This is a genomic window from Actinomyces acetigenes (assembly GCF_031296635.1).
GTDB classification, from domain to species: Bacteria; Actinomycetota; Actinomycetes; order Actinomycetales; family Actinomycetaceae; genus Actinomyces; species Actinomyces acetigenes.
Genome location: NZ_JASPFC010000028.1, coordinates 1 through 23,725, shown reverse-complemented (window position 1 = coordinate 23,725; position 23,725 = coordinate 1). Strand labels below are relative to the sequence as shown.

The window sequence follows — 23,725 nt, the reverse complement described above, 5'->3', positions numbered from 1 at the left end:
GGGATGGGTGCTTCGCAATGTGAGCGTCTCAGGCTGCAGGTCGATCTGCGCTTGAGGCTGCACGGACGGCGTCAGCTGCGGTTGGTGCCTGAACCTGTGTGGTCCAGGAACCGATGGCCACCTCCAGGCGACGCCGGCCCGGCAGGACGGCGACGGGCTCTCGCTGACCGTCCTTGGTTGTGCCGATGACGGTGAACCAAGCAGGTCGTCCGAGGCGGTGGAGTAGATCGGCGCCTTCCGGCTCGGCGGCGAGATGATCCATCACGACGTCGAGCGCCGCTCGCCAAGTCTGCATCTCAATCCCTGTCTCGGCGTGCGCGCGCAGGAGGTCGGCGACGAGCAGCATGACGTCGTCTCGGGCAGTCTCGTTCGTGGGGTGCCAGTGCTTGCCGATGACGGCGGCGAGGCGATCAGCGTGTTCAAGCACCGCCGCCTCGGCTTCAGTCGTGATGTCTCGCGGATAGATCATGGTGGGCTCCTCCAAGTATGGGAGTCCATTCTCTGGTGTTACATGTAGCTTGCTGGAAGCTTCGGGGTCTACCCGACTGTCTGCTCCTCTGCCTGGAGGAACTCTTTGAAGTGCTCGGCAAGACGGTCGCCATCAGGATGCATCTGTTTGGAGGCTGGCACATGCGTCAGGGAGCGGCCTTCAAATTTCAGTAAGCCTGTTTGCAGGTGGATAGTCTCGATGCGCTTTGCTCGTGTCGCCACGTGGATGCGGCGGTCGGCGTCGATGCCGAGGAGATGGCGGTCGTAGGCGGTGTGGTGGAGTCTGCACAGTGCCAAACCATTGCTGACCTCAGGGACGCCGGCTTCCTTGGAGTCGGCGATGATGTGTGAGGCTTCCAAGAGCTGTGCGTGCGGAAGATCGCAGACTGCGCAAGAGATCTGGTAGGCACTGAGTACGTACTCCCTGAAGTCGTGTTGGTGGATGCGCGCCTTCGTCCACCTTGAAACGTACTTCTTCTCAATTTGTCCAGAATCCTTGAGGCCTGAGGTGGCCGGTATTGTCTCATCGATGGCGATGATGAACTCTGCGTTGCGTTCGTCGATGTCGACGATGTAGGCGGGGAACCGAGCATAATAAAACAGTGTTGATGAGGTCGGCTTCACTCCCACCAGCCAGGCGAGAGGATAGTTCCGCTGCGCGGCTACCTTCATTGCGTCGTTCGCCCACTTCTTCGTATCTGAGAACTTGTAACGAAGTAACCCGCTGTCATCGATCCGATCGGCGTACGGCGCTTCTTTTCCGGGAGTGGGGGCTGCGGTCTTGAATGTCAGAGCGGCCTTAAATTTTTGCGGCTTCCAGATCCCTTGGGACTGATGGGTGAGGCGGAAGTGGTGGCCATGCCAGGCGAACCCATTCATTAACTCCCTATGGGTCAAGAGTTCGTGGCCACTCATCTGCTGGGCCTCAAACCACTGCATGGCGGCGAAGTGGGCATCTCGCTCCTCTGAAGGAGTAAAAATTTGCCGGTCCATGGTGGCATTCCTTATGAAATGAGCAGCTGAGATATGGGGTATGCCTGCCCGCGGTTGCAGGACACAAGGTGGAAGTATACCGCGCTGGAACGATGCTGAGTGATCTGGGTTTAGTTGGCAAGGGCCAGGGGTGGGGGCGTCCTCACCCGCTCCCACCCCTGGCTTTGATGGGCGGCGCCCGACTCGTACTCGCGGCGTCCCGATCCTCACGCATCCGCCCGCACCAGCCGGACGATGCCGGCCGTCTGGGCGGCCGTCGTCCAGGCCAGGATGATGAGCCCGGCAGAGGTGACGTCCGCCTGCGATGCGCCCGCCGCCAGCCAGATCTGGGCCGCCTGGCCCGGGAACCAGCGGGCGGCGTCGCCCAGGAACACGGCCAGCTGCGGCGCCAGAATCACCAGCACCACGGCCGCCGTCGACGCACCGATGACGCTGCGCAGCGCCGCACCGAGCCCGGCCGACAGCAGCAGCACCGCTGTCAGCCAGACCACGGTCCTCCCGGCCGCCCACAGCGCCGCCGTCGACATCGTCGGACACGCCGCCAGGCTCGCCCCGACCAGGACGCTCGCCGCCACCAGTCCCGTACCGGTCAGCACCATGAGTCGCGCCACCGCCAGCCGCCCCCGCGCCGGCGTCACCAGCAGACTCGTCACGCCCTGCGCCGTGGAGTGCTCGCCGCCTGCCGCGGCCACCCCGGCCGCCACGAAGCCGATCTGCACCGCCAGCGCCCATGTCGGAGCGACCTCCTCGAATCCGAAGCCCCGCCCATCCACCACGTTCTGCAGGACCGACATCACCGTGGCGACCGCAGCCGCGCCCGCCACCGCCGCCGACCACCACATCGCCGGCAGCGTCACCACCTTCACCAGCTCCGCGCGCAGCGCACGCCCCCAGGCCGTCGCCACCCCTGCGGCAGCCCTCACCCTGCTGGTCGCACCGGTCCCGCTCACGCGTCCCGCCTCATCCACACCCAGCAGCACACCGCCGCGCAACCGCCCGCCCACGCCGCACAGACGGCGGCCGCCATCGGGATCGACAGCAGCTCAACAAGCCGGTCGTAGTTGAGCGTCGTCGGGCTCGCAATGAGCCGCACCGCCGCCGTGTCCGGCAGGAACCGGGCCGCATCCGTAGACCTGATGAGCAGCACGCCCGGCGAGATCATCGTCGACATCGCGACGAGGACCGTCATCGACACCAGCGCGCTGCGCGTCGCCATCGCCAGCGCCATCGACGCCGTCGCCGAGAACACCCACCACGTCAGGATCCCCGTCAGCATCCACCACGGCACCGGCTCGAAGGGCACGCTCGACCCCAGCAGGTGCCGGCACAGCGCGAAAGTCCCCGCCCACGCCGTCGCCAGCAGCACCGTCGCAGCCCCCAGCACCACGAGCAGCTTCGCGGCCACCGACGCCCCGCGCCGCGGCTGCACCAGCATCGTCGTCGCCACCTGTCGCGGAGCGCCGGAAGCCCCACTCGTGCGCGGATCACTCGCGTACTCGCTGACCACAACACTGACCGCCAGCACCACGATCCCCGTCGTCCCCACGTACAGCCCGATGACGCCGACGTCGCCCAGCCGCGCCGGCGCGTCCGGGTCACCGGCCGCCAGACGCGCCGCCAGGTCATGATCCGTGTAGTACTCGATCAGGAGCGGCAGGACGATCGCCAGCGCCGCCCCCAGCCAGGCCCCCGGAAGGCCCACCGTCTTGCGCACCTCCGCCTTGAGGGAACGCACCAGTGCTATTGCCGTGCTCATGCTCGGCCCCCGTTCTGGTGCTGCGCCTGGCTGACTGTGCTGGCCCGACCGCCGGCCTCGCCTCCGGCCGGTGCTGTCAGCGAGAAGAACGCCTCCTCCAGGTTCGCGTAACCCGCCGCGACCTCCTCCAGCGTCCCGGCAGCCCGCACCCTCCCGCCGGCGATGACAACGACGTCGTCAGCCACCTCAGCCAGCTCGGCCAGAACATGACTGGACAGCAGGACCGTACCCCCGGCGTCGGCCCGATGTCGCAGCAGCATGCGGATCCACCGGATCCCCTCCGGGTCCAGGCCGTTGACCGGCTCATCGAGGACCAGCACCTCCGGGTCGCCCAGCAGCGCCGTCGCCAGCCCCAGCCGCTGCCCCATTCCCAGGGAGAAGGTGCGCACCCGCCGCCCAGCCGCATCACTCAGCCCGACGACGTCGAGCACCTCAGCCACCCGACGCCGACTGATACCCGCGCCCGAAGCCACCCAACCCAGGTGACCGCGGGCCGTGCGCGAGGGGTGCGCGCCCGAGCCGTCAAGCACCGCCCCCACCGTGCGCAGCGGCTCGCGCAGCTCGCGGTAGGGGCGACCGCCGATCAGCGCCCGCCCGCCGTCGACCCGGTCCAGACCCAGCAGGCACCGCAGGGTCGAGGACTTCCCGGCGCCGTTCGGGCCTACGAATCCGGTGACGCGGCCCGGACGGGCCTGCAGGCTCACGCCGTGAAGCACCTCCCGCGCCCCGTGCCGCTTGACGAGGTTCTCAATACTGATCATGGACCAACTCCAGCGCGTCGAACGACGGTGCGCATCGGCCGCCCAGCCGAGATCGTCCCATCTCCTCAGACCCAGGTCCGTCAGACCCAGGTTCGATGAAGCGCCCGAGCCGCCTTCCTAGACTGGCCGCGTGCCAGCCCCCGACGTCCCACCACGCCACTCGCCGCTCGGGCGCGCCATCACCGGGCTGACCGTGATTGTTCTTGGCCTGGGCACCCTGGTCGGCTACTCCCCGGATCCTTCTCAGCGCGCCCAGATGACGGTTCTGCTCGTCATGGCCGGGCTCGTCGCCGCCTCCCTGTGGCTGCGGCGGCGCGACCAGCGTGCCCACGAGCGGCGCCTGGCGCAGGAGACCGCCGCGCGCGCCGTCGCCGAGGACCGCCTCGTCATCGCCCGCGAACTGCACGACGCCGTCTCCGGCAACCTCGGCGCCATCACCGTGCGCTGCGCCGTGGCCCGGCGCCTCGAGACCACCCCCGACGGGCTGCGGACCGCACTTGACGACGTCGAGACCGCCTCCCGTGAGGCCACCGACGCGTTGCGGCGCATGCTCGCCGTCCTGCGCGACGAGAGCAGGCCCCCGACGCCCGGGGCCGTGGCGGCGGTTTCGACTGGAGCGCCGGGCGGGGCACCAGTACCTGAACCCGTCCCCGTCAACAGCCTCGCCGAGAGCCTTCGGGAACTGATCGGCAAGGCCCGCCGCACCGGCGTCACCGTCGATCTCGACGCCGATGCGTACACCGGCGCAGATGCGGACGTCGCCCAAGCCGCGACAAAGGCCGACGGTCTCCCGGCTCCGACGGCCCAGGCCGCTGCCCAGGTCGTGGCCGAGGCCCTGGCCAACACCGCCCGCCACGCCGGCCCCACGCGCGCCCGCGTGACCCTCCGCCGCGATCCGGGACGGCTGCGCATCGTCGTCGTTGACGACGGGCCCGCGACCGGCTGGGAGCCTCACCCCGGGGCCGGGCAAGGACTGCGCGGACTCCACGAGCGCCTGACCGCGCTCGGCGGGACCCTGGCCGCCGGCCCCCGCGTCGACGCCCCCGGCTTCACCATCGAAGCCATCCTGCCCATTACCACCGATGATGCGGCCCGGCCCACCGGCAGCACCCGACGCTCCGGAGACAGCCCACGACCGGGAAGCAGACCCGCTAATGAGTCACCGGATACCGATCCCAGGAGCGACAGGGGTAACCCATGACGGATCCCACCGATGCGCTGACCGACAAGACCGACGAGGCTCCTGACGCCCCCATCCGGGTCCTCATCGCCGAGGACCAGGCCCTCCTGCGCACCACCCTGGCCGCCCTGCTCGAGGCCGAACCCGGCATGAGCGTCGTTGGCCTGGCCGAGGACGGCGCCCGCGCGGTCGCCCTGGCCGCCGAGCTGCGCCCCGACGTCATCCTCATGGACATCCAGATGCCGGGCCTGACCGGTATCGAGGCCACCACCCGGATCTGCGCCGATCCGGCGCTCGCGGCCACGCGCGTCCTCATCCTGACCATGTTTGAGATCGACGACTACGTCCTGGGCGCTCTGCGCGCCGGCGCCTGCGGCTTCCTGCTCAAGGACACCGACCCGCAGTCCCTCGTCGACGCCGTGCGCACCGTCCATGAGGGGCAGTCGCTGCTCAGCCCCCAGGTGCTGGCCCGCCTCGTGGCCCGCATGCCGCGCACGGTGTCGGCCGGCGCCTCCCGTCGTAGTACCTGGGCCAGTGATATCGAGGCCCTCACGCCCCGTCAGCGCGAGGTCCTCCTGCTCATCGCCCGGGGCCTGTCCAACACTGAGATCGAGGTCGAGCTCGGTATCACCCGGGCCACCTGCCGCAGCCACATCACCGCGCTCCTGGCCCGCCTGGGCGCCCGCGACCGCGCCCAGCTCGTCATCACCGCCTACGAGGCCGGCCTCATCAGCCCCTGCTGAGGTCTGTCATGATGCGAAACTGAGGGTCTCGTTCGCTTGTCCTACCGTCGCATAGACTCGAGGCTACGAGGACGAGGCGTGAGAAGCAGTGACGTCAGGCTGGAGGGAGGGGAGGGGAAGATGCTCTCCAAGAGTGCGGTACGTAAGGCCGGCTCGGTGATGCGACGTAAGGCTGAGGGGAAGGCATCTCAGGAAGAGGTGGAGCGGGCGCTTGCCATCGTTAGCGCCTTTCGGGCCTCCTTCGCTGGCCCACTGGAGGCCGCAAGCGGCGAATTAGCAACTCTTCTGGAAGTCCACCAGATTCAGGGTGAAGTGAGTCAACGTCTCAAACGTATGCCTACGATCCTGGAGAAGATCACTTCCAGGGAGTCGAAGCTGGACCTGTCACGAATGCAGGACATTGGTGGTTGTCGCGTGGTGTTGTCTTCGAACGAAATCAGTGAGTTGCGTCGTTTGGAGGCATGTGTACGTGAGCGTTGGGCGGAGGCAGTGAGACGCACCTCGGACTACGTGGGCAGGCCGCGAGCATCGGGCTATCGAGCTGTGCACGTGGTTGTTGAGCAGGATCAACGGCTCATTGAGATTCAACTGCGTACTCAGCGCATGCATCAGTGGGCGCAACGCGTCGAAGGACTGAGTGCCGCTTTCGGTACCAACTATAAACAGGACGGAGAATCCTTGGTCCAGGAGTATGCGAGACTCACCGCAAAGATGTACATTGCTCTCGATTCCGGTGAGATTCCAGTTCATGAAGACCGGCAACAGTTCGAGCGTCTCAGTGCACTGATTGCTGAGGAACTGGCAGGACTTGGTAAGAATGTTGGACCCATGTTCGGAGGAGAGAGCATATGAGCGCCAGAACTGGTTCCATCCAGCAGTTCCTTCTCATCTACGACCGTAGGCGAGACGAGCTCTTGTCTCACGAGTCGTTCGGAGATGATGTTGTGGCCGCAACTACTGCGTACCGTGCCGCTGAGATCGAGTACCAGGATCGCCCTGAGATGGACATTGTGCTTGTCGGAGCTGAATCATTGGAGACGATTAAAGTCACGCACAGCACCTACTTCACCGGATCAGCCGCGCGCCTCCTTGATGAGATTCGCGCAGGTGTGAGTTGACCGCCGTGTACTGCGCCGCTTCCCTGATCGAGGGGTGGGTGTGAGGTCGTACCTTAGGACGTGAGGTCGAGGGGGAGGGGTACGACCTCGAGACCTACGGTACGACCTCGCGGAGACTGGCACCGCCCTGGTCGCCCCAATCGTCCCGGGCCCGCCTCGCCTCCGCTCCTTGAAGACCAGCCGGCGCTGCGCCACATAGCTGGCCACGTAGATGGCCCCGTCGCCGAGAATCTTGGCGATCCCCAGCGGGATCCCGACCGTGGTGAGCGCCTTGAGCACCAGGTAGCTGGCCGCCAGCAGGCTTACCGCCAGGATTACGTAGCGCACCGCCGTGCGCACCACGGTGCCGCGCCGCGCCCGGAAGACGCGGCGATTCATGAAGAAGTTCGCCGTCCCGGACACCAGCCGCGCCCCCACGACCGCCGCCAGCAGGCTGCCGGTCATCGCGAAGATGACCATGACACCCAGCCAGTCGATCCCGAAGCTCGCCAGCGACGCCCCCATGAACCGCAGCAGCGGAGCATAGATCCGCGCCGAGTCCTGCACCGGCCGGAAGTGGGAGGAGGTGTTGCCCGGCTCGTAGACCGTGGCGATCTCCACCTGTTCCACCACCATCCCCAGCTCGTGAGCGCGCAGCAGGGCGGAGAGCTCGTACTCGTAGCGGTCGCCGCGCACCTCCTGCAGCCAGGCCAGCTGCCCGGCGGGGTAGCCGCGCAGGCCCGTCTGGGTGTCGCCCAGCCTCCAGCCGGTCGCGCCCCGGAACAGCAGGGCGGTCACGTCGTTACCGATCCGGCTGCGCAGCGGCACCGGCCCGGTGAAGCGCCGCACACCCAGGGTCATGTGCCCGGTCTCGTGCACCCTTGCGGCCACGGCCTCAATGTCCGAGGGCGTGTGCTGCCCGTCGGCGTCGGCGCACACCACGTCCGCGTCGGGCCAGGTGGCGGCCGCGTGAGCCAGGCCCGTGCGCAGCGCCTGGCCCTTGCCCTGGTTGACCGGGTAGCTGACCACCTGGGCGCCGCGGGCGCGGGCGGCGGCGAAGAAGGGCGCGTACTGCGGCCCCGAGCCGTCATCAACAACCAGCACCGCGCAGTCCCGGCGCGCCCCGCGCAGGCGGGCCACGAGCACGGCCAGGCGCTCATCGGGCTTGTAGGCCGGGATGAGGACCACGAGCGCCACCGCCGCCCGGGGACGAGGCGTACCACCGGTCCGCGCCGCCGGGCGGTTGCCCGTCGTCCGGTTGCCCGTCTTCTGGTTGGCGGAGGTCCGGTTCGCGGGGGCGATGACCCGCGGCAGGATGCGCGGCGAGGTCGCCGCGGCCGTGCGGTTCCCGGCTGCCCGGCCCTGCGTCTGTCCCGCCCGGCGGGGCGCTTCGCCCACGATGATCCGCGCGGTCGCCTGCTCGCCGCCCGAGCGGCTCAGCCGCGTCGTCGGGTAGGACTGCGGGTACTGCTGGTAGGAGGAACGGCGCGTGACCGCCTGCGCGGTTGCCGGGGTCCTCGGGGTCTGGGCCGTGCCGGTGAGGTTGTCGGTGCCGCTCATCTCAGGCTCCGTTCGCGATGTAGAGGATGTCGGAGGTGTCGCGCTCGCCCCCGTTGGAGGGCTGGTTGATGATCGAGCCGTTGAAGTACATGGCCGACGAGCCGCCGCCGTCGATGTTGTAGGCGCAGGTGCACCCCAGGTCGGCCATGATCTGGGCGAGCTCGCTCATGGTCACGCCGCGCGAGTAGCCCTCGTTGCGGCCGTCGACGACGACGAGCTTGAGGTGGTTTGTCTCCACCCACCCCACGGCGGTGCGCGGCTGCTTGCCCTGGATGGAGTGGTTGCCGACGTTGGTGTCCACCTCGACCTGGTCGATGCCGGAGAGCACCTTGGAGCTGTTGACCAGCGCCGGCCCGAAGGACAGCGTGTTCCACACGCCCGCGTCCAGAAGTGTCTGGGCCTTGGTGGTGGTCTCGTCGTAGACCTCCACGCGCCCGTCGCTGTAGAAGGCCATGCCGTCGCGCGTGCCGCTGTCGCGGTAGATGACGCCGTTGCGGATGAGGATGCCGTCGCTGCGGAAGCCGTAGTAGTCGCCGTTGATGGCCAGGATCGCGTTGTGCTCGGAGGCCATCGTGCTGGGCTTGGCGACGATGTTGGTGCCGTAGGAGTTGTTGGCGAAGGCGCTGCGCAGGTCGGTGGCGTTGGTGAGCTTGACGTCGGCCACGTAGTAGGTGACGGTGTCGTTGCCCGAGCCGGTGGAGACCTGCTGGATCCCGATGGTCGTGTTGGATGAGGAGTAGGAGTTGTCCCCGACCGTCACGTTCGTGGCCGGGGTCGCGGAGGCGGCCGTGTTCTGCGCCTTGGCCTCCAGGGCGGTGACGTCGCCGACCTCCACGTGGTCGATGACGAAGCGGTTGAGCGCCCAGGCGCTGGTGCCGGTGGCGGCTAGCCCCAGGACGGCGGCGCCGCCCAGGAGGAAGCGGCGGCGCGGGTGCTTGCGGGACGTCGAGGAGCGGTCGCGCCGGCCGGAGTCGTGGTCCTGGCCGGGCTGGGGCGACTCGGGCGGGCTGAGGGTGTCGGAGCTGTGCATGACTCAACCGTGTCGGCGCCGTGTGTGCCGGGCGTAGGTTGACCTTGTGGGTCTCCTGTGAAGCCGCGGCGGGGCGTTGCCGCCCGAACATAGAGCCATCGCGATGGACACTCGAGCCGGTCCCGAGGCACAATGAGAGGGAGCCATCCGGCGGCTATCCGGGCGGCTCCCGAAGGGGCTCAGCCCCTCAGAAGCTGAATCAAGCTGATCAGGACTCCGACGGCGGTTGCGAGCGAGCCAACAATCTCGCACCATGTCGGGGTTCTGCGCTGTTCAGCATCCTTCCGTGCCGCATGCCGAAGACGGTCACGCATACCCCTTCACCTCCTTCCGGTGGATCGACACCCTGCTGAATCAAGCAGGAAGGTGCCAGGGCAGACCCGCCGTTGAAGGCCTCCCCACCTGCCACAGTCCTCCGACATCGCGCCGGTTGCCCAAGAGCCGGTCAGAACGACGTCGGGGAATGGCGGCGCGTCAGGCGTCAATACTCCCGGAGGGTGAGATCCCTGCGCGGAGATGGTCCCTGACGGAAAGAGAACTTGTCTTAGACACGTACTTGCGAGATCCCTGCGCGCAGATGGTCCCTGAAATCCTTCCAAGGGTTCTGGCCTGCGCCTACAGTGAAGGGACAGGGCGGGTGGCTGCTGCCCATCGTGAGAATCGGCGGCAAAGGAGGCGGTCGTATTGTCGGAACGGACTCTGCGCATCATCCGCATTGTGGTTGTGGTGCTCAACGTGATGGTGGCCGTTGTCTCCTTCCGGCGGGGAGACACCTTGGCCATGGTCATCGCCATCGCTCTTGCCGCGCTCTTCCTGATCCAGGTGATCCGCCCGACCTTCGGCAGCCGGAGCACCGAGCACGACGACCGCACGCCCCCGAGCTCATGAGCATCGTCGAGCTTGAGGCGTAGTGGGTGAGTGGCCGACGTCGGCTCGCTCGACCCGCGGCGACTCGTCGCGAGTGGCCCCTGTGCCAACCTCTACATACCTCCCGTAAGATTTGTATGACCTTACTAAAATTAGGTCACACAACTTGGCAAATTAACTGAGGTAGCCCTAAGGTCCTAGGTGATTCGTTCCGCCCTCGCGTCACCGAAGGACTCCTATGCGACGTCGTACCCTGCTCATGGCCCTCCCGCTCACCGCCGTCCTCGCCAGCTGCGGAGTCGCCTCCCGCGCCGGCAAGGGCTCCAGCACCGGCGCCTCCGCGGGCGCCTCCGGCGGCGGCTTCGAGGTCACCGACATCGTCGGCCGCAAGGTCACCTTCAGCGCCCAGCCCCAGAGAATCGTCCTGAGCGAGTCCCGCCACGTCTACTCCCTGGCCTTCCTCAACAAGACCAACCCCATCGACAAGGTGGTCGCCTGGGGCGAGGACCTCCAGACGGCCGCCCCCGACTTCTACGAGAAGGTCCTCTCCGTGGCCCCCAAGGCCGCCGAGCTGCCGAAGATCGGCAACATCGCCAAGGACGGCCTGCCCATCGAGACCCTGGTGAGCCACAAGCCCGACGTCTTCATCATGACCCTGGACGCCTACAACTCCGCCAAGGAGAAGGGCTACCTCGAGAAGCTGGACGGCCAGAAGATCACCTACGTCGTCACCGACTTCCGCCGCGACCCGGTGAAGAACACCGTCCCCTCGGTCACCCTCATGGGCGCCGTCTTCGACAAGCGCAAGGAGGCCGAGACCTTCGTCAACTTCTACAAGAAGCAGGTCGATCCCATCGTGGCCAAGGCGAAGTCCCTGTCCTCCAAGCCCACCACCTTCCTGTGGCGCGGCCCGGGCGTCAACGACCCCGGCGCCACCTACTCCACCGCGAACCTCGGTGCGATCGTCACCGCCACCGGCGGCACCAACATCGCCGACAGCCTCCTGTCCGGCGAGGAGGGCGTGCTCACTCCCGAGCAGGTCATTGCCTCCAACCCCAAGAACATCATCGCCACCGGCGGCGAGTGGCAGCAGCAGAAGATCAAGGACACCGCCCAGACCAGCTACGTCCACCTCGGCTACAAGGCCGACGAGGCCTCCGCCAAGGCCAGCCTGGAGCAGCTGAAGAATCAGCCCGGCTACGACCAGATCCAGGCCTTCACCGACCGGCACGTCTACGGCATCTACCACCAGTTCTACGACGCCCCCTACAACTTCATCGCCTACCTCACCTTCGCCAAGTGGCAGAACCCCGAGGCCTTCTCCGACATTGACCCCGCCAAGGTCTGGAAGGACTTCCACGAGCAGCACATGCCCTGGAAGGCCGAGGGCGTCTTCTTCGCCGCGATCTGATGGGGGACCCCCACGTCACGGCTCCTTCCGACGACGTCGCAGCGCACCAGTCCGATACCGGCTGGGTACCGGATGGTGCGGCGTCGACGACGAAGGCTGACGGGCCGACCGCCGGATCCATGGACACGGCGGCGTCGGCCTACGCCTCTTACCGCCGTCGAACCGCGCGGCGCGTTGCGATGCTCCTGGGGCTGGCCACGCTGCTCCTGGCGGTCTTCCTCGTGGCCCTCATGGTGGGGCCCCTGGGGTTCAGCCCGGCCCAGGTGCTCGGAGCCCTCTTCGACGCCGACTACGACCCGTGGGTCGCCAGCATCGTCATCAATCTGCGCCTGCCGCCGGCGCTGCTCGCGGTCCTGGTGGGCGGGGCACTGTCCCTGGCCGGCGTCCAGATGCAGACGATCCTCGACAACCCGCTGGCCGAGCCCTTCACCCTGGGGATCTCGGCGGCCTCGGCCCTGGGGGCGGCGCTGGCCATCGTCACGGGCCTCGTGCTGCCTGTGGCCACCGGCGCCACCCTGCCGATCGTGGCGATGACGGCGGGGCTGGCGGCCTCCCTCACCATCGCGATGGTCTCGAGGTTGCCCTCGGTGACCAAGGAGATGACGATCCTGCTGGGCATCGCCCTGGTCTTCAGCTGCCAGGCGCTCCTGGCGCTCGTGCAGTACCGGGCCTCCACCGAGAGCCTCCAGCAGATCGTCTTCTGGTCAATGGGCTCCCTCATGCGCGCCACCTGGCCGGCCGTGGCCACTGTCTCGGCGGCCCTACTCGTGGCCACGCCCGTCTTCTGGGTCAACGGCTGGCGGCTGACCGCCGTCACCCTGGGGGAGGCGCGGGCCGCAGCCATGGGCATCAACGTGGCTCGCCTGCGCGCGTGGACCCTGGTCGGTGTCTCGTTGCTGGCCGCCCTGTCCGTGGCCTTCGTTGGGATCATCGGATTCGTGGGGCTCGTGGGGCCGCACATGGCCCGCGGCCTGGTGGGGGAGGACCAGCGCTTCCTCGTGCCCGCCTCCATCCTGTGCGGCGCCACCCTGCTGACCGCGGCCCACACCGCCAGCCAGCTCATCGTGCCGGGTGTCGCCGTACCGGTCGGCATCCTGACCGCCCTGGTGGGTGTGCCGGTGTTCCTCACCATCATCTTCGGACGCCAGCGCTCGGCGGTCAGGAGCGGTTCATGAGCCTCATCCTGAATGACCTCACCTTCTCCTACGGCAGGCGGGCCGTCCTCAAGGGCGTCGACGCCACCTGGGAGACCGGCCAGACGGTCGGGCTGCTCGGCCCCAATGGCGCCGGCAAGTCCACTCTGGTCACCTGCGTGGCCCAGCTGCGCCGCCACCTGGGGGAGGTGACCTTCGCCGGGCGCCGGGGCCATGACCTGCGCGGCATGATCGGCTACATGCCGCAGGGCCTTCCCGGCGACGCCGCCCTGACCGCCCTGGAGTCGGTGCTCACCGCCTCGCGGCGCGGCATGACCTGGCACACGAGTCGGGCCGACATCGACCTGGCCTGGAGCGCCCTGGACGAGCTCGGGGTGGCCGAGCTGGCCGACCGCCCGCTGGGCCAGCTCTCCGGCGGGCAGCGCCAGCTCGTCGCCCTGGCCCAGACGCTCGTGCGCGAGCCCGGACTCATCCTGCTCGACGAGCCCACCTCCGCCCTCGACCTGCGCCGCCAGGTCTCGGTGCTCTCCCACGTGCGCCGGATCTGCCACCGGGACACCGGCCGCCTCGCCGTCGTCGCCCTGCACGACCTCAACCTGGCGGCCCGCTTCTGTGACCGCCTCGCCATCCTCGCCGGCGGGACGATCCGCGCCGAGGGGCCGCCCGCCGAGGTGCTCCAGCCCGACATCCTCGCCGAGGTCTACGGGCTGCGGGTGCGGATCGTGCCCGACGGCGACCACGTCATGGTCGCCCCCGAGGCCGAGCAGGGGCTTGAGCGGGGGCCGTCGCCGTCAGGCGCTCCGGCCTCGGATGAAGGGGATGATCCGGAGAACGATCCAGCCGAGCGCCAAGTGACCAAGGCTGGCTCCGGCCACGCCGAAGAGAACGGCGTCGGCCCCCCGTATCGCACAGACGGTGCCGAGGACGAGCCCCAGCCAGAGAACGACGGCTGCGGCGGACCACAGGCTGAGGAATCGATGGGTCCGGATGAAGGAACGCAGTATTCGCCGGCTACGGTTGGTGAATGCGCGCCGAAACGCCCGAATGCGTGAGTTGGCTGACTGATACGTGGGGATCGCCACCGGGATCAGCGGCAGAAGAAGGAGATTGCCGGGCAGGTTCATGGTCCTGACGAGGGGCAGGAACAGCATTGTCAGGATCGTGGCCCCCCACAACCCGAGGGACACGCTGTTGGCGAGCTTCATGAGGAAGGCATCGACCATGAGACGCGACGTCTCATAGTCGGAGGTCTGGGTCGTGTAGGCGGCGAGCGCCTTGGCGGCGTCGTGGTGGTTTCCGCGCTCATCGAGCATCCAGGACCGCAGGAGGAGGGCTTCGTCAAACATGGGGTCGAGTGCGAGCGTCTCCTGCAGGGCGGTCTCCGCAGCCTGCGGGTTGGACGTCATCTGCGCCACTGCCAGAAGCATGTGGTTGTCGGCCGAACCCGGTGAGAGCCTGACCGCCTCACGGGCATAAAACAGTGCCTCCTCCGTGCGCCCCATCTTGGTCAGCGCCGTGGACATCAGGGAGAGCAGCACATCGTCCTCGGGGGTCAGCTGCAGGGCCGTCCTCAGAGAAGGCTCCGCCTCCGGATCGCGGTCCTGGGAGATCAGGGCCTGAGCCAGAAGCCGGTGGGCGTCAGGATCATTCGGTTGCACCGCCAGGGCCTTGCGGGCCGCGGCCTCGGCGTCCCCGAAGCGGTCCATACGGATGTGGGTGAGCGCCATGACCTTGTACGTGATGCTGGCGTTGTCCGGGTAGCCGGCGAGCAGTTGAGCGAGAATCTGCATGGCTCGCTCGTACTGACCGACGTCGATGAGCCAGCCGGCCCGAGTGACCTCCTGGCTGTACGGGTCCTCGCTCATAACATGCGGTGCCGTTTCATCCACTCGCGCAGATCCGCGTACTCCCCGGAGGAATCGGCGTACTCGATGACGGTGCGAGCGGTCTCGAACCAGGGGCCGGTCGAGGGGCGGATCTCCTGGATGGCCGCGTACATGTCCTGCATGTTCATGAACCGAGGCTGGCCGGTGCGCACCGAGTCGATGAGCGCCTTCTCCGCAGCGGAGTCGCACACGTGTGACAGGTCCGCTCCGGTCAGCCCCTCGGTCATGCGTGCCAGGACCTGCAGGTCGATGCCCTCTACAGGGCGCTCGCGCAAGTGCGTGTGCAGAATGGCGGCGCGCGCCGGCTCATCCGGCGGCAGGACGAGCAGGGTCCGGTCCAGCCGCCCCGGACGACGCAGCGCCGGATCAATGTCCCAGGGGGTGTTGGTGGCGGCCAGGATGTAGACGCCCTCATTGTCGTTGCCGATGCCGTCGAGCTCTTCGAGGAGCTGGTTGACGACACTGCGCATACCCGAGTTGCGTGTGAGCGAGCGCTTGATCCCGAGGGCGTCGATCTCGTCGAGGAAGAGGACGCAGGGGGCGTGGTTGCGTGCCTTCTGGAAAATCCTGTGGAGGTTGTTCTCGGAGATACCCATGTAGTGGTCGAGGATGTCCGTGAGCGTCACCGACAAGAACCCGGCACTCATCTCGCCGGCGATGGCGCGGGCGATGAAGGTCTTCCCCGTCCCCGGCGGACCGTACAGGAGCAGGCCGCCGCGCAGGCTCTTGCCGTAGAGCCGGCGCAGCTCGGGATTGCGCATCGGGGCCAGGAAGGAGGCCTCGAGCCGGTTCTTGACCTCGACCATGCCGCCGACGTCGGCCAGGCAGATATCGGCCCGCTCCACCTCCCAGTCCCCCGGGGGACTGTAGTTGTCGATACTGACCAGGTGCGACTCGGAGAGAGCCGGGTCGGAGTCGGAGGACTTCTCGGAGGACTCGGAGGACACGAAAGGAGCGGCGGGTCCGCCGTCGAAGTCCTCCTCGGCCCGCCGCCAGTCGAAGTCCTTGGCGCCGTCCGACGTCGTTGGGTCGCGGGGCGCCGGAGCCTCTGGTGACTCGGGCGCTGGCGGGGTGGTGGCCTTAGTGGGTGCTGGTGAGGCCTGTGGGGTGCTGACTGGTGACGCGGCGCCGGGGGCTGGATCTGTCGCGGTCTCGGGTGTCGACTCGGCCCCAGTACTGGGCATGGACTCGGAAGCGTTCTCTGCCGCCGTGCTGAGTGCCGGCTCTGGTGTCGTGTTCGCTGGCGGGGTGCTGAGTGCCGGCCCTGGCTCCATCGTGGGCGCTGGAGCCTCTGGTGAGCTGGGTGCCGGCGGGGCGGCGGCCTCGGAGGGGAATGGTGAGTCTTGTGGGGCGTCGATTGGTGATGCGGCGCTGGGGGCCGATTCAGCCTCAGTGCTGGGCGCCGGTTCTGACGCGGCGCTGGGGGTCGGCTCTGCCTCGGCATGGGGCATGGGTTCGGGAGCCTCGTCCTCTGGCGCCGTGTTGAGTGCTGGCTCCGCCGGCTGCTCCACGGGTGGCTGCGCGGCCCGCGGTGAGAGTGCCCTGGTCATGATGGTGCGGGCACGCTCATCGGTGGGGGCGTACTGAAGGGCGACTGCGCAGTGGGTGACTGCTTCAGCGCTGCGGTCGGCCTGGACGAGGAGCTCGGCCAGATGGGTGCGCAGCCGGACGTCGTAGGGAGTGGCTTCTACGGCACGCGTCAGGGATTCAATCAGGGGATCGGTCACCCGGCCAGTCTAGAACTGGGAGCGGCAACAGGTATTGGCGTCACCGTGCGGAACTGTCCGTCCGCGCCGTGCACCGCATCACGGACGTGTGCACTGACGCCTCGGTCGGAAATCTCCGTACTCTCAGGCCATGACAGCTTCGCCGGCCGCCTCGCCCGACCACGGGCTGAGGACGGCCTTCCCCGCCACGCTTCTCATCGCCCTGGCCGCGCTCGCCGCCGTCGCACCTCTGGCCACCGACGCCTACCTGCCGGCCTTCGCCCAGATGGCCGACGACCTGGGTGTCTCCGCCTCCAGCGTTCAGCTGACGATGACCACTTTCCTTGTGGGTATCGCGCTCGGCCAGCTGGGCATCGGGGTCCTGTCCGACCGCGTCGGCCGGCGTCCCCTTCTGCTGTGGGGCGGCGTGCTCGCCCTGGCAGCCAGCGTTGGCGCCGCCCTGTCCCCGAGCCTGCCCGTTCTCCTGATCGCCCGCTTCTTCCAGGGGCTTGGGGGCGCGGCCGGCATGGTCCTGGGCCGGGCAGTCATCTCCGACCGCTCCCGCGGGATCACCGCCGCCCGGGCCCTCAGCGTCGTCATGGCGATTCAGGGCATCGCCCCGGTGGTGGCGCCGATTCTCGGGGGCGTGCTCGTCGAGCCCGTCGGGTGGCGCGGCATCCTGGGGGTCGTGGCCGCCTTCACCGGGCTGCTCGTGGTCATGGTCCTTCTCTGGGTACCCGAGTCCCTGCCCGCCGAGCAGCGACACGACGGCGGCCTACGGATGCTGCTCGACGGCATCCGCGAGCTGGCCCGCGATCACGTCCTCGTGCGTCTTCTGCTCATCAATGCCCTGTCCTTCGGGCTGCTCATGGCCTACCTGTCCGCGGCTCCCTTCGTGCTGCGCAACGTGCTGGGCATGGGAACGGTGGCCTATACGGCGGTCTTCGGGCTGTGCGGGACGACGGTCACGGTGACGATCGCGGTGGCGGCGTCTCTGGTACGCCGCTTCTCCCAGGCCCGCCAGGTGCGGGTCGGACTCATTGCGGGGCTGGTCGTCGACACGGTCTTCGCCGCGGTCTGCCTCATGTGGCTGCGCGAGCCGGTGGCCGGGCCGGAGCGGATGCCGCTGCTGGTGGCGGTTGTGGCGCTCTTCCTGGCGCACGTGGCCTGTCTGGGGCTGTCGATGGGCAACGCCCCCGCGCTCGCGCTCGACCGCACCGGCCGGTGGGCGGGAACCGGCTCCGCGCTGCTTGGTTTTCTGCAGTTCGTCGTCGGCGGACTTGTCAGCCCGCTGGTGGGGCTGACCGGGGAGGCCAGCGGCGTGGCCTTCGGCGTCGTCATCGTGGCCGTCGGTGTCATCGCGAACCTCCTGGCGGTCTTCGGTCTGCGCGAGAGGGGCGAGAAGCAGCGCCTGGCCGCCCAGGCGAGCGAGCGCCGACAGCAGCGCCTGGGCGGGTGAAGGCTCCGGTCAGCAGCACGCACTCGCTGAGCGCAGGCGCGTCGTCGGAAGAGGCAGCTCGATGGCACCGATGAGGTCCACGGACTTGGCGATGCCGGTGGCCGACAGGTCCTCCACCGCCCTGGCGAATGCCTCCACGCCGGTGCAGGCCTGTCGTCTCCGACGTGGCCTGATCTAGCTCAAGCCACGAGTGGCTGATAGCGCTGGCGGGCGGCCTCACCGGAGGTTCCGACCATATTTCCAATGGCTGCCCAGGACATCCCAGCGTCCCGAGCGCCTCTGATGGCTTCAAGGACATGTCGTTCGGCCTGGGCCTGTTCAGCAACTGCGTCTCGCAAGGCCGCTAATGCGGCCACGTCGACCTCATCGGCCTCGAATGGGTCGTAGTTCTCGAAGCGGGCGGCCAGCTCGTCGGCATGCGCCAGGATCTCGTCAACAGTACGGGGCATCGTCATCACCTCAGAAACTTCTCTCGGGCACGCATGGCGTGGACGATGACGATTGTGGTGATGCCTTGAATGTAGCCAATGAGGCTCATTCATAGGGCTAGCCGACGCTGGCATCTGCGCAGGTCACAGTACCTTCGATGAATACTGTGAATAAGCCTCAGTCTCGAGAACAAGGGCAGCGTGGTTGGCTCCCAGGAGCATGGTGAAACCATCTCCCATGTCCCAGGCCCGGATGGGGTGGTGATAGGCGTGAAGGATGTCGGCCTCGCTCAGGCCGTGCTTCAGCGCCGATCTGGCAATGATCGGATCGTCCACAGATCTAAGGTAACTTGTGATGCGCTGTGTGGTCGAGGGGTGTGGTCCCGGAGTGCCAGCCGGCGGCTGTTGCGGGAATGTGCGCCCGGTGGGCGTGCGGATGCCGCAGATGCCTTGGCTGAGGTCGGCGTCGAGCGGGGTGCTCATGCGTGCCGGGCTGGCGAACGCCGCCACACCGGTGCAGGCCTGTCGTTTCTGTGGACTGGTGTCACGATTGGCGACTTTTCCGGGGGTGGTACGGCATCTGCCGGCAACCTCGCAGAGGTGACTTGGGGCGTCGGTGCTGGTCAGGGCTGGTTGTGGGGAGGGGGAGTGTGGCGGGTCGAGGCTGGTCGACTCTGAAAAGTCGCCAATCGTGACACTTTCGGCGGTGTGCGGGGCTGGGTGGACTGATCGAGAACGTACTGACGAGGACTGCGTTCACAGAACTCGCGGGTGGGACCTCAGTCGTCTGCAGGAGAGCACAGTCCTCGCCGGGTATCGCAGTCCCCGGCACACAGCTGGGGTGCGCTGCTCTGACGCAGCGGAACCGTCCGCCACCCTGCCGTGAGCGGGTGCTTTACGTGGGCGGCGGCTCGCGCTGCCGCATCGTGTCGCAGGTCACTGCTGACTCCGGGAATGGACCGCAGCCCGCCAAGGTTGAGCCAGTCAGACTCAAGGTTGCATGCAGTCAAGTTGACAGAGCCTGACTCAATCACAATCCTGAGTGCATACGACTCAACCTGAAGGCGCCGGAACCTCCGGCCCTCACCTCAAACATCGACTGACCACAACTCAGCAAGCACAAGGAGTACATCACATGGCACGCGCTGTCGGTATCGACCTGGGTACCACCAACTCTGCTATCGCCGTCCTTGAGGGTGGCGAGCCCACCATCATCCCGAACGCCGAGGGCGGCCGCACCACCCCCTCCGTCGTCGCCTTCTCCAAGTCCGGCGAGATCCTCGTCGGCGAGATCGCCAAGCGTCAGGCGGTCACCAACGTCGACCGCACCATCTCCTCGGTCAAGCGCCACATGGGCACCGACTGGTCCGTGGAGATCGACGACAAGAAGTACACCGCCCAGGAGATCAGCGCCCGCATCCTGGCCAAGCTCAAGGCCGACGCCGAGGCCTACCTGGGCGAGCCCGTCACCAACGCGGTCATCACCGTCCCGGCCTACTTCAACGACGCCGAGCGCCAGGCCACCAAGGAGGCCGGCACCATCGCGGGCCTGACCGTGGACCGCATCGTCAACGAGCCCACCGCCGCGGCCCTGGCCTACGGCCTGGACAAGGGCAAGGAGGACGAGCTCATCCTCGTCTTCGACCTCGGTGGCGGTACCTTCGACGTCTCCCTGCTCGAGGTCGGCAAGGACGACGACGGCTTCTCCACCATCCAGGTGCGCGCCACCAACGGTGACAACCGCCTGGGCGGTGACGACTGGGACGCCCGCATCGTCGACTGGCTGGTCAAGCAGGTCAAGAGCAAGGACGGCGTGGACCTGTCCAAGGACAAGATCGCCATGCAGCGCCTCAAGGACGCCGCCGAGCAGGCCAAGAAGGAGCTGTCCTCGGCGACCTCCACGAACATCAACCTGCAGTACCTCTCCATGAGCGAGTCCGGCCCCATCCACCTCGATGAGAAGCTCACCCGCTCCAACTTCCAGGAGATGACCGCGGACCTGCTCGAGCGCACCAAGATCCCCTTCCACAACGTCATCAAGGACGCCGGGGTCAAGGTCTCCGACATCGACCACGTGGTCCTCGTGGGCGGCTCCACCCGTATGCCCGCCGTCGCCGACGTGGTGCGCGAGCTGACCGGCAAGGAGCCCAACAAGGGCGTCAACCCCGACGAGGTCGTCGCCGTCGGTGCGGCCCTCCAGGCCGGTGTCATCCAGGGCGACCGCAGCGACGTCCTGCTCATCGACGTCACGCCGCTGTCCCTGGGCATCGAGACCAAGGGCGGGGTCATGACCAAGCTCATCGAGCGCAACACGGCCATCCCGACCAAGCGCTCCGAGGTCTTCTCCACCGCCGAGGACAACCAGCCCTCCGTGCTCATCCAGGTCTACCAGGGCGAGCGCGAGTTCGCCCGGGACAACAAGCCGCTGGGCACCTTCGAGCTGACCGGCATCGCCCCGGCCCCCCGCGGCGTGCCCCAGATTGAGGTCTCCTTCGACATCGACGCCAACGGCATCGTCCACGTCTCGGCCAAGGACCGCGGCACCGGCAAGGAGCAGTCCATGACCATCTCCGGCGGCTCCGCCCTGCCCAAGGAGGACATCGACCGCATGGTCAAGGAGGCCGAGGCTCACGCCGAGGAGGACAAGAAGCGCCGCGAGGACGCCGAGACCCGCAACTCCGCCGAGCAGCAGGCCTACTCCATCGAGAAGCTTCTCAAGGACAACAAGGACAAGCTGCCCGAGGGCGTCCACTCCGAGGTCTCCGAGGCCGTCGCCGACCTCAAGAAGGCCCTCGAGGGTGACGACATCGAGCCGGTCAAGACCGCTCAGGAGAAGCTGAGCTCGGTGGCCCAGAAGGTCGGTGAGGCCCTCTACCAGGCCGACGCCGCCGCCCAGGCCGCGGGTGACGCCGCCTCCGCCGCCGGTGGCTCCACGTCCTCCGACGACGAGGACATTGTGGACGCCGAGATCGTTGACGAGGAGGACTCCAAGTGACCTCGGCGGGTCCCACCCCTGAGGACGAGGGCATCGACCCCGAGCTCCAGGCGGCCGTCGAGTCGGCCTTCGAGGAGGTGTCCGACGACGTCCGCGAGGAGCTCGCCCAGGGCGCGTCCGAGGGCGAGGCCGGCCAGGCCGACGCCGCCTCCGAGGAGGCGGCGGGGGAGGACCTCTTGGCCCAGGCTCAGGCCCAGGCCGCTCAGGCGGCCGACGACCTGGCCCGGACCCGGGCGGACCTCTACAACCTCCAGCAGGAGTACCAGGGGTTCGTGCGCCGCTCCCGTGAGGGCGCGGCCTCCCACCGGGACGCCGGTGCCGCCGGCGTCGTCGAGGCCCTCATCCCGGTCCTCGACGAGATCGAGCTGGCTCGCCAGCACGGCGACCTGACCGGCACCTTCGAGACCACGGCCGGCAAGCTCGAGACGATCCTGGCCGAGAAGTACTCCCTGGAGCGCTTCGGCGCCGTGGGCGAGGTCTTCGACCCCACGCTGCACGAGGCCCTCATGGCCACCGAGTCCAGCGAGGTCACCGAGCCCACCATCGCCGCGGTCCTCCAGCCCGGATACCGCCTGGGTGAGCGTGTCGTGCGCGCCGCCCGCGTCCAGGTCGCCAACCCGGCCTGATACCCACCGCACCACTCACCCCGGCCCGACGGCGGACCCGAGCCAGCAGCTCTGGCGGGCCTGAGTCCGCCGTCGGACCGACAGGTGCACCGGGACGCCCGAGGCCCCCGGGCCGAGGTGCCCCATCTTCAGCTTCAGTAAGGAAACCCCCACGATCACCCAGATAAGGAGGCGGTGACGCGACCATGGCCAGTCAGGACTGGATGACCAAGGACTTCTACGCGGTCCTCGGCGTGAGTAAGGACGCCGACGCCGCCGCAATCAAGAAGGCCTACCGCACGCTCGCAAAGAAGTACCACCCCGACCGCAACCCCGACGACGCCGCGGCGGCAGAGAAGTTCAAGGAGATCGGCGAGGCCTACGCCGTCCTGTCCGACGAGGCCGAGCGCAAGCAGTACGACGCGATCCGCTCCATGGCCGGAGGCGGCGCCCGCTTCCAGGCCGGAGGCCCGGGAGGGGCCGGCGGCGCCGGCTTCGAGGACATCCTCTCCTCCATGTTCGGCGGCCAGGGCGGCAGTGTCCGCTTCGAGACCGGCGGCTCCGCAGGCGAGCCCGACCTCGACGACCTGCTGCGCATGTTCGGCGGCACCCCCAGCCCCACCCGCTCCGGCGGCCGCCCCGGCCCCTTCGGCTTCGGCGGCTTCACCCCCCAGCCCCGCCCGCAGAAGGGCGCCGACGTCCTGACCTCGGCCGCGCTGGACCTGCGCGACGCCGTCGCCGGCACCACGGTGGAGCTCACCGCGGACGGACGCACCATGAAGGTCCGCATCCCGGCGGGCGTGCGCGACGGCCAGAAGATCCGCCTGCGCGGCAAGGGCCGAGCCGGCCTGAACGGCGGCGAGAACGGCGACATGGTGGTGACCATCAGCATCAAGAAGCACCCCGTGTACTCCGTTGACCCGGTCGACGGCACCAACCTGCGCATGGACCTGCCGGTCACCCTGCGCGAGGCGGCCCTGGGCGCCACGGTCGAGGTCCCCCTGCTCGACGGCGGAACCTCCAAGATCAAGATCAAGCCCGGCACCTCCTCGGGCACCGTCATGCGCCTGCGCGGCAAGGGCGCCACCACCCGCAAGAAGACCGGCGACCTGCTGGTGACCATCGAGGTGGCCGTCCCCAAGAAGCTCTCCAAGGCCGCCAAGGAGGCGCTCAACGCCTTCGACGAGGCCATGGGTGACACCGACCCGCGGGCCACCCTCATGGAGGAGGCGGCGACGTGAGCCGGCGCCAGGCCGGGCAGGGCCTAGGACACCTGGCCGACGACGCCGCCGAGCGCGCGGTCTACGTGGTCTCGGTGGCGGCCGAGCTTGCCGGGATGCACCCCCAGACCCTGCGCCAGTACGACCGGCTCGGACTGGTCAGCCCCGCCCGGACTAGCGGGCGGGGCCGGCGCTACTCCCACCGCGACGTCGAGCGTCTGCGCCGCATCCAGTCCCTGTCCCAGGAGGGTATCAACCTCGAGGGCATCCGCCGCATCCTCGCCCTGGAGGCCCGCGTGGAGGAGCTGGAGGCCGACAACGCCCGCATGCGCAGCCGCGAGGCCGTCGTCCAGCGGATCTTCGCGGCGGCCGCCGACGGCGAGGT

General features: G+C 68.2%; 24 protein-coding genes and 1 pseudogene. 13 read left to right on the top strand and 12 right to left on the bottom strand.

All coding sequences use genetic code 11. The features are described from left to right. Positions 1-28: 28 nt before the first annotated feature. From RIV14_RS10480 to RIV14_RS10460, 5 genes are all read right to left on the bottom strand, one after another. Positions 29-469 (bottom strand): hypothetical protein, encoded by a 441-nt coding sequence (locus tag RIV14_RS10480; RefSeq protein WP_075372088.1) that lies wholly within the window; start codon positions 467-469, stop codon positions 29-31. A gap of 68 nt (positions 470-537) precedes the next feature. After that, complete coding sequence (locus RIV14_RS10475) at positions 538-1,482, bottom strand: HNH endonuclease (RefSeq protein WP_075372087.1); 945 nt, start codon at positions 1,480-1,482, stop codon at positions 538-540. A 206-nt stretch (positions 1,483-1,688) separates the two neighbouring features. Next, on the bottom strand, positions 1,689-2,432 hold the full coding sequence (locus RIV14_RS10470) for a cupin (RefSeq protein ID WP_075372086.1): 744 nt from the start codon (positions 2,430-2,432) through the stop codon (positions 1,689-1,691). Then, complete coding sequence (locus RIV14_RS10465; RefSeq protein ID WP_075372085.1) at positions 2,429-3,238, bottom strand: ABC transporter; 810 nt, start codon at positions 3,236-3,238, stop codon at positions 2,429-2,431. The genes RIV14_RS10470 and RIV14_RS10465 overlap by 4 nt, the downstream gene beginning before the upstream one ends. Beyond that, positions 3,235-3,999 (bottom strand): ABC transporter ATP-binding protein, encoded by a 765-nt coding sequence (locus RIV14_RS10460; RefSeq protein ID WP_075372084.1) that lies wholly within the window; start codon positions 3,997-3,999, stop codon positions 3,235-3,237. Before RIV14_RS10460 ends, RIV14_RS10465 begins: the two co-directional genes overlap by 4 nt. A 130-nt stretch (positions 4,000-4,129) precedes the next feature. Between RIV14_RS10460 and RIV14_RS10455 the strand changes: the two genes are divergently transcribed. The 4 genes from RIV14_RS10455 to RIV14_RS10440 all read left to right on the top strand — a co-directional run bounded on the left by RIV14_RS10455 (position 4,130) and on the right by RIV14_RS10440 (position 7,040). After that, complete coding sequence (locus RIV14_RS10455; protein WP_075372083.1) at positions 4,130-5,200, top strand: sensor histidine kinase; 1,071 nt, start codon at positions 4,130-4,132, stop codon at positions 5,198-5,200. Next, positions 5,197-5,922, top strand: a complete 726-nt coding sequence (locus RIV14_RS10450) for a response regulator (protein WP_075372082.1) — start codon at positions 5,197-5,199, stop codon at positions 5,920-5,922. Before RIV14_RS10455 ends, RIV14_RS10450 begins: the two co-directional genes overlap by 4 nt. A gap of 120 nt (positions 5,923-6,042) precedes the next feature. Further along, the gene (locus RIV14_RS10445; RefSeq protein WP_143224191.1) at positions 6,043-6,774 is read left to right on the top strand and encodes a RelA/SpoT domain-containing protein; all 732 of its coding nucleotides are present in this window, start codon (positions 6,043-6,045) and stop codon (positions 6,772-6,774) included. Next, positions 6,771-7,040, top strand: coding sequence for a hypothetical protein (locus RIV14_RS10440; protein WP_075372080.1), 270 nt, complete (start codon positions 6,771-6,773; stop codon positions 7,038-7,040). Before RIV14_RS10445 ends, RIV14_RS10440 begins: the two co-directional genes overlap by 4 nt. On the opposite strand, the gene RIV14_RS10435 is transcribed toward RIV14_RS10440, so the two are convergent. Beyond that, entirely contained in the window at positions 6,996-8,579 is a 1,584-nt protein-coding gene (locus RIV14_RS10435; protein WP_256699164.1) for a bifunctional glycosyltransferase family 2/GtrA family protein, read from the bottom strand. The genes RIV14_RS10440 and RIV14_RS10435 overlap by 45 nt on opposite strands. A 1-nt stretch (position 8,580) precedes the next feature. Beyond that, positions 8,581-9,609, bottom strand: a complete 1,029-nt coding sequence (locus RIV14_RS10430; protein ID WP_075372079.1) for a phosphodiester glycosidase family protein — start codon at positions 9,607-9,609, stop codon at positions 8,581-8,583. A gap of 684 nt (positions 9,610-10,293) precedes the next feature. Here RIV14_RS10430 and RIV14_RS10425 point away from each other — a divergent pair. From RIV14_RS10425 to RIV14_RS10410, 4 genes and pseudogenes are all read left to right on the top strand, one after another. After that, positions 10,294-10,497, top strand: a complete 204-nt coding sequence (locus RIV14_RS10425; protein ID WP_075372078.1) for a hypothetical protein — start codon at positions 10,294-10,296, stop codon at positions 10,495-10,497. Positions 10,498-10,714: 217 nt separating this feature from the next. Further along, positions 10,715-11,887: an ABC transporter substrate-binding protein gene (locus RIV14_RS10420; protein WP_075372077.1), complete on the top strand. Its 1,173-nt coding sequence runs from the start codon at positions 10,715-10,717 to the stop codon at positions 11,885-11,887. Beyond that, positions 11,887-13,062 carry a FecCD family ABC transporter permease gene (locus RIV14_RS10415; RefSeq protein ID WP_081381807.1) on the top strand — a complete coding sequence of 392 codons (1,176 nt, stop codon included), beginning with the start codon at positions 11,887-11,889 and terminating at the stop codon, positions 13,060-13,062. The genes RIV14_RS10420 and RIV14_RS10415 overlap by 1 nt, the downstream gene beginning before the upstream one ends. Further along, positions 13,059-13,523, top strand: a pseudogene (locus tag RIV14_RS10410) (ATP-binding cassette domain-containing protein); the annotation flags it as partial. The gene RIV14_RS10415 and the pseudogene RIV14_RS10410, both read left to right, overlap by 4 nt. 309 nt (positions 13,524-13,832) lie before the next feature. Here the strand turns inward: RIV14_RS10410 and RIV14_RS10405 are convergent. Together RIV14_RS10405 and RIV14_RS10400 are read right to left on the bottom strand one after the other, a co-directional pair. Beyond that, complete coding sequence (locus tag RIV14_RS10405; RefSeq protein ID WP_075372076.1) at positions 13,833-14,906, bottom strand: tetratricopeptide repeat protein; 1,074 nt, start codon at positions 14,904-14,906, stop codon at positions 13,833-13,835. Next, entirely contained in the window at positions 14,903-16,654 is a 1,752-nt protein-coding gene (locus RIV14_RS10400) for an AAA family ATPase (RefSeq protein ID WP_075372075.1), read from the bottom strand. Before RIV14_RS10400 ends, RIV14_RS10405 begins: the two co-directional genes overlap by 4 nt. Positions 16,655-16,784: 130 nt before the next feature. Here RIV14_RS10400 and RIV14_RS10395 point away from each other — a divergent pair, with 130 nt between their 5' ends. Further along, the gene (locus tag RIV14_RS10395) at positions 16,785-18,092 is read left to right on the top strand and encodes a multidrug effflux MFS transporter (RefSeq protein WP_075372074.1); all 1,308 of its coding nucleotides are present in this window, start codon (positions 16,785-16,787) and stop codon (positions 18,090-18,092) included. 9 nt (positions 18,093-18,101) lie between these two features. On the opposite strand, the gene RIV14_RS10390 is transcribed toward RIV14_RS10395, so the two are convergent. The 3 genes from RIV14_RS10390 to RIV14_RS10380 form a co-directional block, all read right to left on the bottom strand. After that, on the bottom strand, positions 18,102-18,230 hold the full coding sequence (locus RIV14_RS10390; RefSeq protein WP_256699157.1) for a hypothetical protein: 129 nt from the start codon (positions 18,228-18,230) through the stop codon (positions 18,102-18,104). A 41-nt stretch (positions 18,231-18,271) separates the two neighbouring features. Further along, positions 18,272-18,541 carry a hypothetical protein gene (locus RIV14_RS10385; protein ID WP_256699155.1) on the bottom strand — a complete coding sequence of 90 codons (270 nt, stop codon included), beginning with the start codon at positions 18,539-18,541 and terminating at the stop codon, positions 18,272-18,274. A gap of 123 nt (positions 18,542-18,664) precedes the next feature. Further along, entirely contained in the window at positions 18,665-19,003 is a 339-nt protein-coding gene (locus RIV14_RS10380; protein WP_256699153.1) for a hypothetical protein, read from the bottom strand. A gap of 652 nt (positions 19,004-19,655) precedes the next feature. Here RIV14_RS10380 and dnaK point away from each other — a divergent pair. The 4 genes from dnaK to RIV14_RS10360 all read left to right on the top strand — a co-directional run. Next, positions 19,656-21,515 (top strand): molecular chaperone DnaK, encoded by a 1,860-nt coding sequence (gene dnaK, locus RIV14_RS10375; protein ID WP_075372072.1) that lies wholly within the window; start codon positions 19,656-19,658, stop codon positions 21,513-21,515. Continuing rightward, positions 21,512-22,141, top strand: a complete 630-nt coding sequence (locus tag RIV14_RS10370) for a nucleotide exchange factor GrpE (protein ID WP_070658377.1) — start codon at positions 21,512-21,514, stop codon at positions 22,139-22,141. The genes dnaK and RIV14_RS10370 overlap by 4 nt, the downstream gene beginning before the upstream one ends. Positions 22,142-22,326: 185 nt before the next feature. Beyond that, positions 22,327-23,361 (top strand): DnaJ C-terminal domain-containing protein, encoded by a 1,035-nt coding sequence (locus tag RIV14_RS10365; RefSeq protein WP_075372071.1) that lies wholly within the window; start codon positions 22,327-22,329, stop codon positions 23,359-23,361. Next, a partial coding sequence (locus RIV14_RS10360) for a heat shock protein transcriptional repressor HspR (protein WP_309325171.1) occupies positions 23,358-23,725 on the top strand: 368 nt, incomplete at its 3' end. The genes RIV14_RS10365 and RIV14_RS10360, both read left to right, overlap by 4 nt.

Excerpts from the sequence above, each read along its gene's own strand:
- RIV14_RS10480 (WP_075372088.1), bottom strand. The coding sequence starts at position 469 with ATGATCTATCCGCGAGACATCACGACTGAAGCCGAGGCGGCGGTGCTT.
- RIV14_RS10475 (WP_075372087.1), bottom strand. The coding sequence starts at position 1,482 with ATGGACCGGCAAATTTTTACTCCTTCAGAGGAGCGAGATGCCCACTTC.
- RIV14_RS10465 (WP_075372085.1), bottom strand. The coding sequence starts at position 3,238 with ATGAGCACGGCAATAGCACTGGTGCGTTCCCTCAAGGCGGAGGTGCGC.
- RIV14_RS10460 (WP_075372084.1), bottom strand. The coding sequence starts at position 3,999 with ATGATCAGTATTGAGAACCTCGTCAAGCGGCACGGGGCGCGGGAGGTG.
- RIV14_RS10450 (WP_075372082.1), top strand. The coding sequence starts at position 5,197 with ATGACGGATCCCACCGATGCGCTGACCGACAAGACCGACGAGGCTCCT.
- RIV14_RS10445 (WP_143224191.1), top strand. The coding sequence starts at position 6,043 with ATGCTCTCCAAGAGTGCGGTACGTAAGGCCGGCTCGGTGATGCGACGT.
- RIV14_RS10440 (WP_075372080.1), top strand. The coding sequence starts at position 6,771 with ATGAGCGCCAGAACTGGTTCCATCCAGCAGTTCCTTCTCATCTACGAC.
- RIV14_RS10435 (WP_256699164.1), bottom strand. The coding sequence starts at position 8,579 with ATGAGCGGCACCGACAACCTCACCGGCACGGCCCAGACCCCGAGGACC.
- RIV14_RS10430 (WP_075372079.1), bottom strand. The coding sequence starts at position 9,609 with ATGCACAGCTCCGACACCCTCAGCCCGCCCGAGTCGCCCCAGCCCGGC.
- RIV14_RS10420 (WP_075372077.1), top strand. The coding sequence starts at position 10,715 with ATGCGACGTCGTACCCTGCTCATGGCCCTCCCGCTCACCGCCGTCCTC.
- RIV14_RS10415 (WP_081381807.1), top strand. The coding sequence starts at position 11,887 with ATGGGGGACCCCCACGTCACGGCTCCTTCCGACGACGTCGCAGCGCAC.
- RIV14_RS10405 (WP_075372076.1), bottom strand. The coding sequence starts at position 14,906 with ATGAGCGAGGACCCGTACAGCCAGGAGGTCACTCGGGCCGGCTGGCTC.
- RIV14_RS10395 (WP_075372074.1), top strand. The coding sequence starts at position 16,785 with ATGACAGCTTCGCCGGCCGCCTCGCCCGACCACGGGCTGAGGACGGCC.
- RIV14_RS10385 (WP_256699155.1), bottom strand. The coding sequence starts at position 18,541 with ATGCCCCGTACTGTTGACGAGATCCTGGCGCATGCCGACGAGCTGGCC.
- RIV14_RS10380 (WP_256699153.1), bottom strand. The coding sequence starts at position 19,003 with ATGAGCACCCCGCTCGACGCCGACCTCAGCCAAGGCATCTGCGGCATC.
- dnaK (WP_075372072.1), top strand. The coding sequence starts at position 19,656 with ATGGCACGCGCTGTCGGTATCGACCTGGGTACCACCAACTCTGCTATC.
- RIV14_RS10365 (WP_075372071.1), top strand. The coding sequence starts at position 22,327 with ATGGCCAGTCAGGACTGGATGACCAAGGACTTCTACGCGGTCCTCGGC.